The sequence below is a fragment of the Shewanella sp. LC6 genome (genome assembly GCF_006385735.2).
Taxonomy (GTDB): Bacteria; Pseudomonadota; Gammaproteobacteria; order Enterobacterales; family Shewanellaceae; genus Shewanella; species Shewanella xiamenensis.
Genome location: NZ_CP043902.1, coordinates 4,777,448 through 4,792,953, shown reverse-complemented (window position 1 = coordinate 4,792,953; position 15,506 = coordinate 4,777,448). Strand labels below are relative to the sequence as shown.

Annotated in this window: 11 protein-coding genes and 1 pseudogene; 9 read left to right on the top strand and 3 right to left on the bottom strand. The window is 45.1% G+C overall.

Annotated elements, in window-relative coordinates:
* Window positions 1-220: 220 nt before the first annotated feature.
* Window positions 221-2,338: a diguanylate cyclase PdgA gene (gene pdgA / locus FJD32_RS21380; protein ID WP_099457260.1), complete on the bottom strand. Its 2,118-nt coding sequence runs from the start codon at window positions 2,336-2,338 to the stop codon at window positions 221-223.
* Between the two features lie 282 nt (window positions 2,339-2,620).
* Between pdgA and FJD32_RS21375 the strand changes: the two genes are divergently transcribed.
* Window positions 2,621-2,968, top strand: a complete 348-nt coding sequence (locus FJD32_RS21375; RefSeq protein ID WP_099457261.1) for a hypothetical protein — start codon at window positions 2,621-2,623, stop codon at window positions 2,966-2,968.
* A 66-nt stretch (window positions 2,969-3,034) separates the two neighbouring features.
* Window positions 3,035-3,670, top strand: a complete 636-nt coding sequence (locus FJD32_RS21370) for a class I SAM-dependent methyltransferase (protein WP_099457262.1) — start codon at window positions 3,035-3,037, stop codon at window positions 3,668-3,670.
* Between the two features lie 20 nt (window positions 3,671-3,690).
* On the opposite strand, the gene FJD32_RS21365 is transcribed toward FJD32_RS21370, so the two are convergent.
* A complete protein-coding gene (locus tag FJD32_RS21365) occupies window positions 3,691-4,047 on the bottom strand; it encodes a hypothetical protein (RefSeq protein WP_226770055.1) in 357 nt (118 codons plus the stop codon).
* Between the two features lie 93 nt (window positions 4,048-4,140).
* Here FJD32_RS21365 and FJD32_RS21360 point away from each other — a divergent pair, with 93 nt between their 5' ends.
* From FJD32_RS21360 to FJD32_RS21335, 6 genes and pseudogenes are all read left to right on the top strand, one after another.
* A complete protein-coding gene (locus FJD32_RS21360) occupies window positions 4,141-5,118 on the top strand; it encodes a hypothetical protein (protein ID WP_055647308.1) in 978 nt (325 codons plus the stop codon).
* A gap of 228 nt (window positions 5,119-5,346) precedes the next feature.
* A pseudogene (locus FJD32_RS21355) lies at window positions 5,347-5,514 on the top strand (transposase); the annotation flags it as partial.
* Window positions 5,515-6,037: 523 nt separating this feature from the next.
* Window positions 6,038-6,538, top strand: coding sequence for a hypothetical protein (locus FJD32_RS21350; RefSeq protein ID WP_099457264.1), 501 nt, complete (start codon window positions 6,038-6,040; stop codon window positions 6,536-6,538).
* Window positions 6,539-6,724: 186 nt separating this feature from the next.
* On the top strand, window positions 6,725-7,009 hold the full coding sequence (locus FJD32_RS21345) for a hypothetical protein (RefSeq protein WP_088585668.1): 285 nt from the start codon (window positions 6,725-6,727) through the stop codon (window positions 7,007-7,009).
* A gap of 2 nt (window positions 7,010-7,011) precedes the next feature.
* Window positions 7,012-7,368, top strand: coding sequence for an IS66 family insertion sequence element accessory protein TnpB (tnpB, locus tag FJD32_RS21340; protein ID WP_057786146.1), 357 nt, complete (start codon window positions 7,012-7,014; stop codon window positions 7,366-7,368).
* Between the two features lie 92 nt (window positions 7,369-7,460).
* Entirely contained in the window at window positions 7,461-9,020 is a 1,560-nt protein-coding gene (locus tag FJD32_RS21335; protein WP_088585667.1) for an IS66 family transposase, read from the top strand.
* A 238-nt stretch (window positions 9,021-9,258) separates the two neighbouring features.
* On the opposite strand, the gene FJD32_RS21330 is transcribed toward FJD32_RS21335, so the two are convergent.
* Entirely contained in the window at window positions 9,259-10,149 is an 891-nt protein-coding gene (locus FJD32_RS21330) for a LysR family transcriptional regulator (protein ID WP_050991407.1), read from the bottom strand.
* A 280-nt stretch (window positions 10,150-10,429) separates the two neighbouring features.
* Between FJD32_RS21330 and FJD32_RS25290 the strand changes: the two genes are divergently transcribed.
* Window positions 10,430-15,325 (top strand): S8 family serine peptidase, encoded by a 4,896-nt coding sequence (locus FJD32_RS25290; RefSeq protein ID WP_099457265.1) that lies wholly within the window; start codon window positions 10,430-10,432, stop codon window positions 15,323-15,325.
* Window positions 15,326-15,506 lie beyond the last annotated feature (181 nt).

The following is a 15,506-nucleotide window of genomic DNA, read 5'->3' as shown; positions in this document are numbered from 1 at the left end:
CTTATTCAGATCACGCTAACGTAACGTAAAACAAGGTTTAATAGTGACGATTCATTTGCACGGCAAATGATGAGATAGCTTTGCCAGCCAATTGCTTTGCAGGGGAGTGATTCCATATTTTATGGTGTGCTGGCAGGGCTATCGAGCCTATCGATAGCCAATCTATATTATCTTAATAAACAATCAGTCACTGTGTTTAAGCGCCTTTAATTGTCTCTATTTAAGCAATGTATTTCTCGGCTAAATAGGACTGAGTAAACTGCTCAACATAACTTGGATAACCAAATAAAAAGCCTTGGGCAAAGCCTTGTCCCATATGGGTAATAATGTCTTTTTGTTGTTGTGTCTCAATGCCTTCTGCCACAAAGTGGATGTTGAGCGCCTGTGCTAATTGCACAATGGCATGGCAGAGTTTTTGGCCTGATACATCATTCAAACGTAGAACAAACTCAGCATCAATCTTGACACTATCAATGGGCAAGGTACCTAAGCGGCTTAAAGAAGAAAGGCCAGTACCAAAGTCATCAATGGCAATGCCTACACCTAAGGCTTTAATACGTTCTAGCGTATAGCGAGCCTGTTCTGGTTGGCGTAGCAGTGCAGATTCGGTGATTTCTAAAATTAAGGCTTCAGCGGGAAGGGCGACCATTTCCAGCGCACTGACGACTTGGCCGACAAAGTCTACATGCTCTAATTGCAACGGAGAGACGTTAACCGAAATCTTAAAATCGGGCTGATATTGTGCGCGCCATAGTGATGCTTGCTTGCAGGCTTGTTCGAGTACCCATTGTCCTATGCTGACAATGAGCCCCGTTTCCTCCAATAAAGGCACAAACTCAGCTGCCTCATAATGCTCGCTGGGAGACTTTTGCCAGCGCAGTAGTGCCTCTGCACCAATGGGGGTGTTGGTGTGCAAATCCACAATGGCCTGATAGGCGAGTTTAAACTGCTTTAAACTGTGGGCATGCCTGAGATTATTGATGAGTTTTAATTTAAGCTCAGCGGCTTGGCTCATCGCTTTATCATAAAACACTAAATGAGGCTGGTTCTTCTTTGCGCAATACATGGCGGTGTCGGCCAAACTAATCAGTTGGCCAGCCTGATCACCGTGTGTAGGAAACAGCGCGATACCAATACTGGTACCGAGGAAAAACTTTTGCCCTTCGATTTCGAACGGACTGTCGAATAAACTTAAAATTTGCTCTGCGAACTCTTGTATTTCTTCCTTACAACAACAATCTTGTAGTACTAAAGTAAATTCGTCCCCACCCATACGGGCAATATCTGCTTTTTCGATGCAACCCGCTTCTAAGCGTGCAGCAACCAGTTGCAATACTCTATCGCCCATTGAATGACCAAAACTGTCATTGATATTTTTAAAGCCGTTGAGGTCTAAAAACATCAGTGCGCCGAGGGCGAGAGGATCGTCTTTTAATTTCTCAAGTGCGCCATTAAGTATCTGTTTCAGATGAAAACGATTTGGTAACCCCGTTAACGTGTCATACATGGCACGGGTGGTAAGTTGCGTCTCGAGCAGTTTTTTGGTGCTGATATCACTAAAGATATTCACATGATATTGAATGCCATCCGCAGCGATGCGCCGACTACTCTGCCATGCGGGAAACGTGCTGCCATCTGAGCGTTGTTTTAAGGCTTCACCCTGCCAAAACCCGCGCTGTTTTAAGGCTTGCAAACACTCGCTTTGTTCACTGAGATTAAGCGGGTTGGCTTCTAAAAAATCGGGCGTTTTATTGATTAATTGTTCCGCGCTATAGCCACAAATACGACACATCGCCTTATTGACCGCCAATACCTTATTGTCGGTGTCGGTGATATAAACGGCCTCGGCACTTTCTTCCAAGGTTGTCGAGAGGATTTCTTTCGGGATATGGGCAAAACCATCGGCAATGGCTGGCCTGACTTGAGTTCTACGGTTTAATGCTTGTAACTCGACCAGTACAACAGGTTGTTGCTGTAAATAACAACGATAGAGGTTTACTCGGGTGGGCAGTTCATTCCCTTGATGATTAAGGTGGAGCCAACTGAATTCGACATTAACCCCCGAGACGGCTTCAAGGATCATCTCCCGCGCAAATTCAACACTGTTACGCCCAGATGATTGAATTCTAGGGGAAAAATCATAAGGTGTGGCATTGACAAAGGTGTCATATTCAGTACCAAAGTAGTCTAAGGTGGCACTGTTTGCGCTAATAAAACTAAAGCCTTGGATCAGCGCGAGGGGTGTTTTATGGGGATGGGCTCGCCAAATAGAGATTTTCTCTTGCAACAGCGGATCATCTGTTGTGAGTTTATTTAGCAAGTGCTGCCATCGAATCATTAGGATACTCCCTCGGTGACACAGATTAAGGTCACATCCTTTCCCTTAGTTTTTGTTTATATCAAATCGTACATCATTCATATGGGGTTAAAAATAAACCGAATCGATGTTTTGCTCAAATATAAATTAAAAAATAACAGTTTAAGATAGGTTCATTTGATTTACTTCAGCGAAAATCATGCTAACTCATCACGGCAAAATAATGTTTTATGCTATGTTTTGCCATGCAGGCTCAGTTTGGCCTGGCCATTTGTGAATTAAGGACTCTAGAGAAGGTGTAGGATGCAAAGACTAGTCAAAACTATCGTTTTAGGTATGTGTCTCGCCGCGGTGTTCTCCGTGGCGGCTGAACAACCCAAACCTCGGTTAACCTTGGAGCAAAGGGCTGATAAGGCGCGTATCGACTCTGAGCGGATTGAACAACTGCAACTTGAAAAGGCGCGCCAAGCAGCCAAAACAACCTCAGCACGGGAAGAAACAATAAAACAGCAAACCAATCCGCAGGATTGGGAAGTGCAACAAAAGCTCAAGGCGCAAAAGCAATTTGATGAAAGGGAAAGCCGTGAGCAAAAATATCTGCAAGAAGCCAAGGAAGCTGCGGCCAAAGAGCGTAAAATCCCTAAACCTTAGCTGTTAATCGCGATCTATTTAAAGGCAATCTCTGCCGTTTGCCTTACGACTTTTTAGGAACTGCTGTTGAATACCTGTCCGCTGTGCCATAGCACCGATTTAGTGGCTTATCATCAAGATAAACGTCGTTGTTACCAACAATGCCAGCGCTGTGCTTTGGTGAGTGTCCCCGCCGAGTTTTATCTAAGCTCTGAAGCCGAAAAAGCCGAATATGACAAGCACGAAAATCACCCACAGGACCTCGGTTATCAGCAGTTTTTAGATAGAACTCTCGCTCCTTTGTTGACCCGCTTTACCCCATCGGCGTTAGGGCTCGATTTTGGTTGTGGTGAAGGCAAAGTCTTAAGTCTGATGGCCAAAGCGCGGGGTTATCGGGTCGAGAACTACGATCTTTATTACGCTAACCACCCCGAGTTACTGACTCGGCAATACGATTTTATTACCCTGACCGAAGTTATTGAGCATGTGAGTGATGCCTATGCTTTGCTGACTCTGTTGAAGGGGATGCTCAAACCTCAAGGCATTTTGGCCGTGATGACCAAGCGAGTGCTTAATCCCACGGCATTTAGCGCTTGGCATTATAAAAATGATCCCACTCATATTAACTTTTACTCCGAAGCCACCTTTCAATGGCTCGCCGAGCATTACGGCTGGCGGCTCGAAGTGATAGATAAAGACGTGGTGTTTTTGCATCATGCATAATTATCCCGAGTTCAGGTTAATTAATGCGTTGAAGGCTTTTGCTGGCGTAGATAAGTTGGGATTTGCAAATTATCCACATCGTATTTAGCTTGCAGCGGTTCTGGCGCATATAGGGCTGGACGTTTAATAAAATCATGCACATTGATATAGCTATCATCAACAATCTGCACAGGATCAGGCTTTGCTGTCTGCTCTAATCCAATTCCTGTTGCAATCACCATGATTTCGAGCTCTGACTCGAGTTCAGGATCTATGGTAAGCCCAATAATAACAAGCGCATCCTTGGGTAATTGCTCATGCACTGTCGCACCGATTTGGTTGTATTGACTGAGTTCGATGGTGTCTTTCACCCACCAGGCAATCGGAGACGCAGGCACGCAGACAATCGGACACCCAACCTTAATCGCGCGAATCGCGCGGTAGTTAATCTCCGACTATGCTTTGGTTAAGCATTAAACAAGGAGGTTTGTATGCCGCGCCCTCGTAGAACCCAGATAAGCCTTGAAGACACGCCTTATTACCATTGCTGTAGCCGAGTTGTTCGGCGGGCTTTTTTATGTGGCGATGATAGTTACTCGGGTAAAAACTATGACCATCGCCGCGCTTGGGTAGAATCGCTACTGTTTGAACTTGAAGCGGTTTTTGCTATTGATGTGGCGGCCTTTGCGGTGATGTCGAATCATCTGCATCTGGTGCTACGAGTCGATATCGAGACGGCAAATCACTGGACTGACCGCGAAGTGCTTGAGCAGTGGCATAAGTTGTTTAAAGGCGATGCGTTAACGCAAAAGTTCGCAAAAGGTGAGTTGGTTGAAGCGCATGAGGTGAGCAGATTAAAGCATTCAATCGCCCTTTATCGTAGTCGTTTGTGTGATATTTCATGGTTTATGCGCTGCCTCAACGAACCAATTGCAAGACAAGCAAATCAAGAGGATAACTGTACAGGTCGTTTCTGGGAAGGTCGTTTTAAATCTCAAGCCCTACTCGATGAAGCTGCGGTATTAGCCTGTATGGCCTATGTTGATTTGAATCCGATTCGAGCGCAACTTGCTGATACACTAGAACAATCCGACCATACCAGTATCCAACTACGTATTCGGGCCGCATTAAAAGGTGAGCAGCCGAGCAATCTCCTGCCATTTATTGGTAACGAGTGCGACAACCAACCCAATGGCATTGCGTTTTCCTTAACCGATTACCTTCAATTGGTGGATGATACAGGCCGAATTATTCGCAACGATAAACGTGGAAGCATCAGTGAAAGTAGCGGTAAGATACTGAACAGATTAAATATCCCCCATGATAATTGGCTTAAGCTGACAACCGAGTTTGGCAAGCTATTTTACGGTCCTGTGGGAACCTTGCAAGAACTGACCGATTACTGCGAACATCTCGAAAAGCGACGACGGCACTTTGCTGCAAGTTGTCAGCATTTTCACAGTAACTGATAACTGCTTATATTACTTCGAAAGCAATGCTTACCTTGCATCCCAAAAACACGATGGGATAACTTACCTCGTCTAAAACACTCTATTTTTGAAAGAATTAACTCAATTTATTGCCTCAGATACTGCCCCTGTGATTTTTGCACTCTCATTTAGGCAATTTTTAGATCTTACAAGTTGTAGACAAACGTAAAGTACATTATGTTGTTGATTTATATTGGGTGGCTAGATTTATTGGCTAATATCCCCCATAAGAACTGGCTCAAACTGACCACCGAGTTTGGCAAACTATTTCACGGTCCAGTAGGCACATTGCAAGAACTGAGCGATTACTGCGAACATCTCGAAAAGCGACGACGGCACTTTGCATCAAGCTGCCAGCACTTGCGCTGCAACTGACAACGACTTGTATAACTTCGAAAATAATCACCGCCTAATATCTCTCAATCACTATGGGATGGCTTGCCATGCCTGAAATGCACCATTTTTGAATGAATTAGCTCAATTTATTGCCTCAGATTCAGTCCTAGCCACGTTTGATAGCTCTTGTTCAAACCATTTGAGCCAGAACGGGTTGTAGGTAACCTAAAAGTGTATTATGTTTTTGATTTAAAATGGGTGGCCGACTTATTTTTCACAAAAACACGATGGGATAACTTACCTCGTATAAAACACTCTATTTTTGAAAGAATTAACTCAATTTATTGCCTCAGATACTGCCCCTGTGACTTTTGCTCTCTCATTTAGGCAATTTTTAGATCTTACAAGTTGTAGACAAACGTAAAGTACATTATGTTGTTGATTTATATTGGGTGGCTAGATTTATTCTTTTTATACTCATGAGTTTGCGTGTTTTCATTGTTCTAATGAGGTAAATGCGCATGCGAAAAAATACTAAGACCTTAGAGGCTAAGGAAAGCATATGCAACATTTGGATTCGTTTCAGGAAAAAACGATTGGAGCTATAAACCTTCTACATCAGCATGGATATGTTGAAGCGATGCTTACGCTAACTTTCGCAGCTATTGACCAGATGGCTTGGTTAACGTTTGCTGGCAATGAATCAAATGGAGCACATTTCAAGGATTGGGTTAAAAGATATATTGACCCTGATACAAATCTGGACTGCACTGCTGACGATTTATGGGCTGCGAGATGTGGTTTAGTGCATACAGCAACTGCTGAATCACGACACAACATAAAAGCGACTGCTAGCGCAAAGAAAATTTTTTATACAACTGGGTCTGCAAAATGCAGTGTCAGTAAATCTTCAGATGTAATTTTTATTGATGCTGATAAATTAGTTAAAAGGTTTATATGTTCCTGGCTTCAATATAGGCTTGATATAGCTTCCGATCCTAAGCTTAAAGATTTAGCGATAAATAAAGCAAATAAAATTTTGAGTTATGTTCAAAGCTTCTAACGGTCGCCATCAAAAATGCGCCCGTAGGGCGCTCGACTGGCAACAAGTTGCTCGCTTTTGTCCAAAATCTTGTCCGGTAAGGATATCTATTCCTCGTTGTCTGTAAGCGTAACGCCAACCACACATTCCAATCCTAACTGATCAACTTTACCCTGTCTGCCATTATCAACTGCCAGGGTAATCATCATGCACCGTACCAAAGAACAATGGCTGGCCTTGTTTGCCGAGCAAGCCCAAAGTGGTCTCACCCAAACTGAATTTGCAAAACGTCAGGGCATCATTCCTACATATTTTAGTTATCGCAAGCGTCAGTTGTTGGCGTTTCAGGATGATGACGGTGGCTTTGTTGAGCTGACGCCACAGGGTTTGCAGCTGAATCAATCCATTTTGCTACGCAAGCGCGATATCGAATTGCAGTTTCCAGCCGGCACCGATGCACAGTGGTTAGCAGCCTTGCTAAGAGCGCTCTGACCATGAAAATGTTCCTCGATGTGCCTAAGGTCTATTTGCATAAACAGCCGGTCGACTTTCGTAAATCCATTAATGGCTTATCGTTGCTGGTCGAGCAAGAGATGCAGCTCTCGCCATTTAGCGGCGCACTGTTTGTGTTTTGTAATCAGCAGCGTACCCGGTTAAAAGTACTGTACTGGGATAGCACCGGGTTTTGCCTGTGGTACAAACGGCTTGAAAAAGACAAGTTCCGCTGGCCACGGCAGATGCCTGGCAAAATACTGTCTATTAGCGAGCAGCAATGGCATTGGCTGTTGCAAGGTGTCGATATCCAAAAAATCACCGCCCATCAGCCACTGCATTACCAGAGTGTGGGCTGATATGACGATCGGCTATAAATCCTTATGATCGCATCCAAAACAATCTAAATTTTACCAAGCACTTAGCTAAATTGGCCGTTACAATAGCGGCCATGAAAAAGACACCTCAATCCTTACCTGATGACGTTGCACTGCTCAAGAAAATGCTGCTTGAGCAGACGCAAAAGCTTGAGCGCAAACTGGCGCAAAAAGATAAACGCATCGCCAAATTAGAGCGGGTTAACCAGCAACTGTCGGACAAGTTGCAGCAGTTGCTGGAGCGTTACAACCTGAAGAAGTACCAGAAATTTAGCCCCAGCAGTGAAACCTATGAAGGTGAAGGCGAGGTGTTAAATGAGGCCGAACAGCTTATTGAAGACGAGTCAGTAGCGACAGAGCCAGATACTCAGACGACCGAGAGCGCTAAGAAAGCTGCTAAGCCACGCCGCCCACGGATTGCCCCTGAGCTGCCGCGCGTTGATGTTATCCATGACATTGACGATAAAACCTGTGCTTGCTGTGGCCATGCGCTACATCAAATGGGTGAGGAAGTCAGTGAGCAAATCGAGTTCGTACCGGCACAAATCCGGGTGCTCAGAAACGTGCGGCTGAAATACAGCTGCCGGCAGTGTGAAACCACGGACACCAAGGTCGACATTAAAATTGCCGATGTGCCACCGGCGGTTATCCCTAAGAGCATGACCACACCGAGTCTGCTTGCCCAAATCATCAGCAGCAAAATGCACTATGGCTTACCGCTTTATCGTCAGGAGCAGTTGTTTAATCAGGCCGGTATTGAGCTTAGCCGTCAAACGATGAGCCGCTGGCTGATAAGCTGTGCAGAGAAACTGAAACCGTTACTGGCGTTAATGAAAGCTGAGCTTCTGAAACAGCCCGTGCTGTGGGCAGATGAAACCACGGTTAATGTGCTGGATGTTGAGAAAAGCACCTGTTATATGTGGGTATATGGCTGTGGCTTAGAAAAAAGTACCGGCCCCAAGCTCGTGCTGTTTGATTATCAGGATAGTCGCAGCAGTAAACATCCCACCGACTTCCTGGCGGGGTTTAACGGTTATCTGCAGGTCGACGGTTATGCCGGATATGAGAAAACCCACGCAACCTTAGTCGGCTGCTGGGCGCATGCCAGACGCAAGTTCGTCGAAGCCCAAAAAGCGCAGGGCAAAGGCAAAACGGGTAAGGCCGATGTGGCCCTTAACCATATCCAGAAACTCTATGCGCTGGAGAGTAAATTAAAAACTGCGCCGCCTGATAAGAAATATGAAGCCAGGCAAACGCTAGCCAAGCCGTTGCTCGCGCAATTCAAAAGCTGGTTGGATAAATCAAGCGAGAGTGTCACGAAAGAAAGTTTACTGGGAGCGGCTATTACGTATAGCCTGAATCAGTGGCCCAAGCTTGTCCGCTATCTGGATGATGGCTGTCTGAATATCGACAACAATCGTGCGGAGCGCGCCATCAAACCGTTCGTGATTGGTCGCAAGGCGTGGTTGTTCGCTAATACCAAGACGGGAGCACAAGCCAGTGCGGCACTGTACAGCCTGGTCGAGACCTCAAAAATCAACGGACTGGAGCCGTATGATTACCTATGCCGCTTATTAACCGAGCTACCCAAAGCCAACACCCAAGAGAAACTACAGCAACTCCTGCCTTACTGATCACCAGCCACACCGCAAGGTGTGGTTGGCGTTACGCTTACCGTTGTCTGATCATTTAACTGAGCGTAACTAATTCTGCATTCGTAATAAATGCCAAGGTTAATAAACTATATTTGACAGAATGTATGGCTAAAAATTATCTATAGCTTAATCGAGTGTTATCTTGTTTTTAACGCTCATTTTAATACTCATTTTAATGTCAGTGCGCTGTATCTTCCGTAGTAAATCCAAATATCACTTAAAGTAGCAAACTTAAAAGGCGTTTTGCGGGAGCACTGATTTGGTTTTTAAGCATTACCACACTAAAGAATACGTTTAGTTTAGGCATATCGATGGGGGTTATCACTCGTACCGCATGCTTAATATCATCATCAAATAAGGTGATTTGTGGTGTTAATGCGACAATTTGAGAGTGTAATAGGGCGCCTTTTATCGGTGGGAAAGAATCGTAATGTAATAATCCCGAAAAGTCATTGCGATATTTATTAAACAGATCGCCAAATTGTTCACTGACGCCATAAGGTAAGTTTTTGGGTATGGCGAGTGGATATTTACGAATATCTTCTAGGGTTAAGCGATCTAAATACGTCAACGGATGTCCAGCTCTGGTACAAAAAACCGCTTCAAAAGAAGGTAAATTAAAGGATTGTATCGAGCTTTCGTGGCCAATAATCTCACCTTCAACATCAGTAATTAATAGTGTGAGTTCTCCGCGTAGCAATTTTTCCAGTTGTTGTTGCCAGGTACCAACTTCGAGATCGATATGAATGTCTGGGTATTGCTCAAAAAAACGTCCGAGAATCGGCCCTAGAATGGTATTTGCCGGTACAGGGCTTGCACCTATTGATAAATAGCCACTGCTCTTACCCTGCATATAGTGTAATTCTTTTCGAAGGGCTTCGACGTTTTGCAAAATATGCTGACTATGGCTGAGAACGAGCTCCCCAGCAGGGGTTAAAGAAGTTGATTGATTTCCCCTCAGCAACAGCTCTGTACCCAGTATATGTTCGAGTCGTTGAATGCTTCGGCTTAATGAAGGTTGAGCAAGATTTAATTTTTGGGCAGCTTTTTGAAAATTACGCTCTTTGGCTAAAATCTGGAAATTTTTAAGATGCTTAAACTCAATCACAAGTTATTTGTCAAGTAATTACAACATGTGTGCAACATACCCTTGTGGCTCAGTATCGACAAGTAGACGTTGGTGACAATTTGTATCTTTATCTTCATGTGAATAATTAACAATTATGAGTAAGTGTTTGTTTTGATTTTTTAATTATTTGGCGCTGTTCTCGTATAGTTTTTTGTCATCAACTGATACGTAAAATGCATTGGCTTTAAAGTATTGCTGACGGTAACTATTCATTCTGCAAATAACAAATTTGCAACATAAATCTAACAAGGAATGAGTAATGAAATTGAAGAAGATCAGCATAATGACCTTTGCGGCGCTATATGCGACCGGAATAGGGACGTTAGTTGCCAATCCTTTAGATAGGAACCAAGCCGAGCAAAAACTTATTGGTATCAAGCTGGCACCCGAACAAATATTAGCCAATAAAAATAAACCAACCCATCCGGCTTTGAATCGCGCTAATAGACCGGGTCAAATTGGTATGAACGTCCATCGCGCTGTAAATGGGAGTAGCAATAAGGCGCCATTTGCATGGGAAAAGGACATTGATGGAACGCATACCTATATTATTCAATTAATGGATGCTCCTGTTTCACTTTATCAGGGTGATAGACCTGAGTTTGCCGCCACGTCGCCTCGTAGCAATCAGCCCGCAATACGTTCTAATGAGCGTTTTGGGACAATCGATTTAAAGAGCAAAACCGTTAAAAACTACCAAGCTTTTTTAACGCGCTCTCAGGATGAAACCGCTAGCCAAATCAAGCGTGTTGCACCAGATGCTGAAATAAAGCGTCGCTTTAATGTGGCACTAAACGGTATGACCATGGTGTTAACTCAGGAGCAAGCCGCTGAAGTGGCTAAGCTGCCCAATGTTAAAGCGGTGACTCGGGCGAAGGAATATCAATTATTCACCGATGTCGGCCCTAAGCATATTGGCGCTGATATGATTTGGCAGGGCACGAGCACTCCCGACGGCGTTGCGATGCGTGGTGAGGGCATTATTGCCGGTATTATCGACACTGGGATTAACTCAGATCACCCCTCTTTTGCCGCAGTTTCGGCAGACGGTTATAAGCACGTCAACCCATTAGGCGAAGGCAATTATCTGGGCGACTGCCAAGAATATCCTTTGATGTGTAACAGTAAGCTTATCGGTGTACGTTCTTACGATATGATTACCGATACCTATAAAGATCCGATTTTCCAACCCGATCTGCCACCGTGGGAAGTGGATTATAAACGCCCACCCAATGGTGAAGATTACAACGGCCATGGTTCACATACTGCCAGTACTGTTGCGGGTAACGTGCTCTACAATGTGCCCTTTAAACTGAGTGGAACTGATGAAAAATCAGATGGTTTTGATACCTCTTTAGTCTTCCCCGAAATTTCAGGCGTTGCCCCAAGAGCCAACATTATTGCCTACCAAGTGTGTTATCCCGGTGGTGGTTCGTATGGCGAAAACTACGGTGGTTGTCCTGGCGATGCATTAGTCGCTGCTATTGAAGATGCCATTATCGACGGCGTCGATGTAATTAACTTCTCTATCGGTGGACTTGAAAGTCTGCCTTGGTACGATGCCGTTGAAATGGCGTTTTTAGCTGCGCGTGAATCGGGGATCTCTGTTGCTGCTTCGGCGGGTAACTGGGGACGCTATGGCCCAGGCTATATCGACCATGTCTCGCCTTGGTTAACATCCGTTGCTGCCAGTACCCATGGTCGCCAAATTGAACCTGTTGAAGGCTCGCTCACTTTTGCAGGTGAAAACGCACCTAATAAAATGGCAGGTTATGCCGTAACGGGAGATATCACTGGCCGTTTAGTTGATGCCGCAACCTATAGTGATCCACTGTGCTTGGCTCCTTTCCCAGCTGGCACATTCAATAGCGATGATATCGTGTTATGTAAGCGCGGTGAAAATGCTCGCGTACAGAAAGGTGTTAACGTTGCTGCGGGCGGTGCAGGTGGGATTATTTTATATAACGCCGTATCTTGGGACGATGGTACTGGCGCGAATAGCCTAAATTTAAACCCTTTCCCTATCCCTGGAATGCACATCGACGCGGCATCAGGCAATCAGCTTGTTGAATGGATTGCCAACACCACAGAGCCTAAAGTCACCATCACTGCGGGTAAGATTATCACCACTGAGCGCGAAGCCGATGTGTTAGCTGACTTCTCCTCCCGTGGTCCAAGTAGCACTAACCCCAATGTAATGGTGCCAAACGTGTCAGCCCCCGGGGTGGACGTGTTTGCTGCTTATTCTGACGAAATGCCTTTTAGCTTGTATCCCTCACCGAGTGATTATGAAGCCATTAGTGGTACTTCTATGGCAGGTCCACATGTGGCGGGCGCTTTAGCGTTATTAACCCAAGCGCACCCACAATGGACGCCTGCGATGATCCAGTCGGCACTGATGACCACCGCCGTGTTAGGTAAAGCTCCAACCTACGATAATCCGCCAAAATTAGTGGATGCAGCTTTCTACGATATGGGTAGCGGAGTGATTAACGTAGCCAGAGCGGTAAAAGCGGGTCTGGTGATGGATGAAAATGGTGATAATTATCGCGCCGCCAACCCCATGGAAGGTGGCGATGTGACCGCGTTAAACGTGCCTTATTTAGTCAATGCGGAATGTAAAAGTAGCTGCACTTGGATGCGTACCTTTACTGCCACGACAGACGGTGAGTGGAACGTGAGTGCGACCGAAATTACCACAGAAGGCGCGCCTTTCCTTGAGCTAAGTGTTTATCCGCAAACGATTAAGTTAAAAGCGGGTGAGCAGCAAAGTATTATGGTAACGGCGAAAATCCTCGATGTAACCTCTGTCAACGCTAACTCTTCCTCAAACGAAGTGTTTGGTAAAATTGACCTGAAACCGACGGATGCCAGTTTGCCAGATCAATACTTGCCCGTAATGGCACGTTTTACTGGCTCTAGCTTGCCTGAAATTGTCGCAGGAAAAATCCACCGCGATACTGGCACTATGTTGACACCAGAGTTGATGACCAAAGAAATCAGCGCGCTGAATGTCAAAGTGAGTGGCTTAACCGCAGGTACAGTCACAGAGCACAAACTTAATGCCGCCTATGTTGACTTTACAAAGCCTGAAACATTGGAAAATAATCCGGGTGTTTCGGTGCATTTCTTTGACGTACCAGAAGGCACTCGCCGCATCGTATGGGAAGAAGTCTCTGCAGATAATGCTGCATCAACGTCTTTAGATATTGGTATGGACTTGAATAGCAACGGCAAAGTGGAATGGTATGACGAGGCGATTTGTTACTCCTATACCGATGTTACCGACTATTGCGCGATCAATGATCCAACGCCAGGCCGTTACTGGGTGATGTTAGGTAACTTTAAGCGCCCATGGGGAGACGAGATTGATACCAAAGACAGCATTAAAGCGAGTCTGGCTATTATCTCCGACACTGATACTAAGCAACTGAATGTAACAGGGCCAGCAAGTACCAATGGTATCGATCCTTACCAATTGCAAATGAACTGGTCTGTCACAGGCAGTAAAGCGGGTGATCGCTTATACGGCTTGGTTGAAGTCGGTAATGGTGCGCAAAACGTTGGCAACATTGGCAAAATGGCCGTGCATTTAGTGCATGAGGGCAATGATGTCAGTATCACGACCAGCCAACAACAAGCCAAAGAAGGCGATGTTGTTGAGGTTAAGATGCTGATGGCACCAAACCTACTCGGATTAGAGCGCGATGTGAATATTGCCTTAACACTGCCCGAAGGTTTGCAATTATTGCCTAACACGCTAAAAGCGAACAGCAATAACCAAGATCTTAAAGCCGGCCTGACTGTTGCTGCACAGCAAATCACCCTGAAAGCGATGCAACAGGCGAGCAATGCGCAAAAACGTCAATATCTCTTCACCACGAGCGATACCGATGAGAGCTGCCGAATTCCAATCGGTTCAAATCCTTATTATTTGGATTTATTTACCGAGGCTGGAATCGCGTCTGAAGCGGCAATTGCTGGTCGGGTGAATGATACGGTAACTGTGCCATTAAGCGCATTTGGTATTGATCGTATCCCGCTGTATAACAATCCAGAAGAGTATTCACACAAAGATACCTTAAGTATTTCTCCTGGTGGATTTATTCAGCTCGATCAACTACCACTGTTCTGGGCTGCTCACTATCCAATGGAAGAGCAATATTTCCCCGATACTGTGATTGCTCCGTTATGGCGTGGAGATGGTGTTACCATCCCAGAATATAATTTGGATACCGAAAGCATGGACGGCGTATCGCTTGCTGTTACCAATGACCGACGTTATCTGATTGTTGAATGGGACAATATGCGTCAGGATTTTGCCTTTGGTATTAACCATGATCCTGATTACGATGCCCGTTACAGTTTTGAGCTATTAGCCTCAACTCAGCTTAATTTTGCCCCTGGTGAACATGAGTTTATTTTTGCCTATGACAAATTAACCGGTAACAAAGCGCATTTAGGCTCAATTGGTTTACATGGTTACTATGGACCACGTGGCACCTTTGGCCCTGCGTATGGTTATATCGGTGATGGCTTTGCCTTTAACGATCTGGATAAGAAAATTGCAGAAGGCTTAGTGGTCTGTGCTAACTACACAGGGCCTGAAGCGACAGCAATCGAACTATCATTCTCGGCTCGTGTTGGCGCCAAAGCGGTAGGTCAAGATCTGCAGATTATTGCTAAAAGTGATTACACTGGCAGCAGTAGTGTGACCTCTAGCGGAAGCCTCAAAGTACCTTCAAACCTTGCGATAGGTGCACTCGGCAATATGTCTGTTGCTGAAAACACCAGCATCAGTTTTGAGGTGCTAGTGCAAGACAAAGAAAATACCGCTAATGGTATCCAAGTCACAGGCGCGCATATCACCTCAGTTGTTAATGGTAACCAAGTCACCATCACTCCCGAAAAAGATTGGCACGGTACAACCACTGTCACAGTGAAAGCCTTTGATAAGGTTTATCAAAATGACATGGTGCAAACGAGCTTTAACTTAGTCGTGAACTCTGATGGTGTAGAACCTACGCCACCAACACCTCCAACACCACCTGTTGAAGAGACTAAAGAGAGCGATGGCGGTAGCTTGGGTTGGCTTGCCATCCTGATGCTTGGCTTGATGGCCGCATCACGTCAAAAATGGAATGTTAATAAGTAAACTTCACCTTTAAGTAGTACCTTGTCTTTGGGCCTTCTAACGGAGGCCCTTTTTTATGCGTCCAAGTGTGGATTGTCATCGGCCATAAATGATGTGTTTATCCCACATTAATTCTTCGTTACAAGCCTTGCTATTAAATCTATTAACAATTCTGTGATGTGCGTGTAGTTTAGATAGCTTA